3 protein-coding genes and 1 pseudogene are annotated in these 3,176 nt (G+C 67.4%); all 4 read right to left on the reverse strand.

The window, feature by feature from the left end:
• Positions 1 to 1,150: alpha-(1->6)-mannopyranosyltransferase A (locus tag QOD90_RS01455; protein ID WP_526345946.1), on the reverse strand; the 1,150-nt coding region annotated here is incomplete at its 3' end.
• Positions 1,151 to 1,155: 5 nt separating this feature from the next.
• Positions 1,156 to 2,262 (reverse strand): bifunctional (2E,6E)-farnesyl/geranyl diphosphate synthase, encoded by a 1,107-nt coding sequence (idsA2, locus tag QOD90_RS01460; protein ID WP_526345948.1) that lies wholly within the window; start codon positions 2,260 to 2,262, stop codon positions 1,156 to 1,158.
• An 81-nt stretch (positions 2,263 to 2,343) separates the two neighbouring features.
• A complete protein-coding gene (locus QOD90_RS01465) occupies positions 2,344 to 2,961 on the reverse strand; it encodes an LppM family (lipo)protein (RefSeq protein WP_526345950.1) in 618 nt (205 codons plus the stop codon).
• 143 nt (positions 2,962 to 3,104) lie between these two features.
• A pseudogene (locus QOD90_RS01470) lies at positions 3,105 to 3,176 on the reverse strand (GNAT family N-acetyltransferase); the annotation flags it as partial.

Genomic DNA, 3,176 nt, shown 5'->3' on the forward strand with positions numbered 1-3,176 from the left:
CGCTGTAGAACTGCACGGCGAAAAATCCGCTGCCGAAGGCATGAATCAGGTTCGCCGCCGCTGTCGGCACGGTCAACCAGTTGATGATCTTCACCGAACCGGCGAGTGCGGTGAGCCAGCCGAGTCCCACGCCCGCCAGCCACGACACGACGGCGAACACCACGACGAAGATGAGCGCGGAGGCCGCCGTTGCGACGCCGAAGGCGCGCGCTTGCCCGAGACCGCGGTTGTCCCTCAATCGGTGCATCCACATCCACACCATGAAGGGCAGCGCGATACCGGCCGTCGCCTTCACCGCGACAGCGATCGCGATGAGGCCGACACCCCAGGCGGGTCTGTCCTGCAAGGTCATCGCGATGGCCGCCATCATGAGGCCAACCATCAGCATCTCGTTGTGGACGCCGCCCATCAGGTGAATGATCACCAGCGGGTTGAGCACGCAGATCCACAGTGCGGCAGGTCCATTTGCGCCCACGTGGCGCGCGATTCGCGGCGCCGCCCAGATCAGCATGACAAGGCCGGGAAGCATGCACAGCCGGAGCAGCATGGTGCCCTCGATGACGTGGTCGCCGACCACCATCGTGACGAACTTGGCCACCAGAATGAACACGGGGCCATACGGTGCGGTGGTCGTGGTCCAGATCGGACTCACGTCGTCGAGCAGCGGGTTGGGGTTCTCGATCGGACCGACGACGTAGGGGTCGAACCCGTCGCGCAGCAATGCGCCCTGGGCCAGATAGGAATACGTGTCGCGGCTGAAGACCGGCACGCTCAGCAGGAGTGGTGTCAACCAGAATCCGGTCGTCGCCAACATCGTGTACTTCGTGGCGCTGCGGTCGACGACCCGTCGACCGAGCCACAGCCAGGCGACCAGCATCACCGCGACGCCGCCCCACAGCAGCACCGAGGAGACCACCAGACCATGACCGAAGCGCAGCCACGACAGTTGAATGGACTCGAGTACGGGGTCGTGCAGTCGGGTGCTGCCCGCGCCAAGGCCGCCGAGGGTGATCAGTACCGCGCCCAGGCAGCCGAGGAGGGCGGGTCGGCCCTCCTGGGAGGTGGCGAACGAGGTCAAGCGCGAAACATGCTGGCCCAGTCCGGTTCTCGGTTGGCGCGCGGCAGTCGGGGAGGGCGTCGGAGTGGTCATTCGGCTCAGGCGGACCGGTTCGACGCCAATCGGGCGAGCTCGGCAAGCCCGACCTTCGCGTTGGCGTCGATCGGAGCCGCGTCGAGCACGGCCAAGGCCTGCGCCGTGAGCACCTCGATGCGGCCCTCGACTGCGGCGAGTGCCCCCACCGACTCGATGGCCAGACACAGTTCGCCCACCTGCGGATCGGAGAGGTCCGTGCCGATCGACGTGCGCAACAGCTTGGCCGCCAAGGGATCTGACGTGTCGGCGCGTTGAATCGCCTCGGCGAGCAGCACGGTCCGCTTCCCCGACCTCAGGTCGTCGCCGGAGGGTTTGCCGGTGACGGCGGGGTCACCGAACACGCCGAGCACGTCGTCGCGAAGTTGGAACGCAACCCCGAGGTCGGTGCCCACCGAGTGGAAGACGTCCTGCACGTCGGGCCGGTCGGCCGCTGCCGCCGCCCCGAGTTGAAGTGGCCGCGACACCGTGTAGGAAGCGGTCTTGTAGGTATTGACGTTCATCGCCGAGGCCACCGTCTCCGCGCCACTGGCTTCGGCGACGATGTCGAGATACTGGCCTCCGAGGACCTCCGTCCGGATGTCGGCCCACACCTTCTGGACACGACGACGGGCGTCGGGCGGCAGGTCGGCGGAGGTGACGATGTCGTCGGCCCAGACGAGCGAGAGGTCGCCGGCCAGGATCGCCGTCGACATGCCGAACTGTTCGGACGAACCGTGCCAGTTGCGCTCGCGGTGCCGGTCGGTGAACGAGCGGTGCACGGTCGGCAGCCCACGGCGCGTCTCGGATGCGTCGATGATGTCGTCGTGCACCAGCGCGCACGCGTGCAGCAGTTCGAGTGCGGAGAACAGGAGCAGAACGTCGGCGTCGCCAGCCAAATTGGCACCGCGACCGGCGGGCGCCACGGCCCGCCAGCCCCAGTAGGCGAACGCGGGGCGCAGTCGCTTTCCGCCGCGCAGGACGAATTCCTCGAGCGCGGCCGTCATCTCCGCGTAGTCAGCTCCGATGTAGGCGGCGTCGCGTCGACGAACACGGAGGTAGTCCCGCAGTTGCTCGGTGACGGCGCTCACCAACTCCGTCGCCGACGGTGCCGCGGCAGCATCCACCTTCACCGCGCACCCCTTTCACTACCCCAAAGTTTCTTCAGACTAGAGCGTGCGGACCGGTATGTAGCAAGTCAGGGCGCCCGGGTGTCAGCGGGGCTCGTGCGGGTTCGCCAGGACCGGGCTGCGATCGCGGCTCGTCCACGCGACGCCCCCGATGATCCCGGCCACCAGGAACGCGGCGACCGCCAGCCAGATCGCCGCTCCGGTGAACGATCGCGCACTGGGATCGGTATAGCGGGCTTGGGCGTTCATCGTGCTCACCACGCCCGGCTTGAGCGTCCACTGGACGACGTCCGAGGACACCTGGTCGCCATCGGTCGACGTGACGTCACCCGGAAAGGCGACGTTGAGCGATACGTCGGCATCGGGATCGCTGACGGTGGTGAGGTCTGCTCGGCCCTCGAGGATCACCAGGTCACCCGCCCGGCGCAGCGAGATGTCGACGCCGGCAGCGTCGCGGTTCATGTTTGCGAGCTGCGGTAGTTCGGAGAACGTCAAGTCGGAGAACACGGCTTGGGAGCCGACGTAGTCGTCGCGTTCGTAGGACGAGACCGACACCTTGTTGCTGAAGGGCAGGCTGTTGAGCAGCTGGGGTCCCTTGTCGTCGGCGTTCTTGGGCTTGGCCGCCGCGATGATCTGGCCCGACACCCGGTCGTCCGGAGACACCGTGATGGAGGCACGCACCCGCACGCATCCGGCGATCATGGGTGCGATCAGCACCAGCAAGAGCAGGGCGAGCAGGCGCTTGCGGCGGTGTGGCACCCCGATATGGTGCCAGACAGGCGCCGACGCGCGCTCGCGCGAGCGGCATGTCGCCGACGAGCGCTCGCGCGAGGAGCATGTCACGGTCACAGCGGCAGTTCCCGGCCGAGGATGGCGAACGGCCTTGGGTCTCCTGCGAAGTGGTATCCCCGGATCAC

Origin of the sequence: Mycobacterium sp. (genome assembly GCF_032161845.1) — a bacterium.
In the GTDB taxonomy this organism is placed as follows: Bacteria; Actinomycetota; Actinomycetes; order Mycobacteriales; family Mycobacteriaceae; genus Mycobacterium.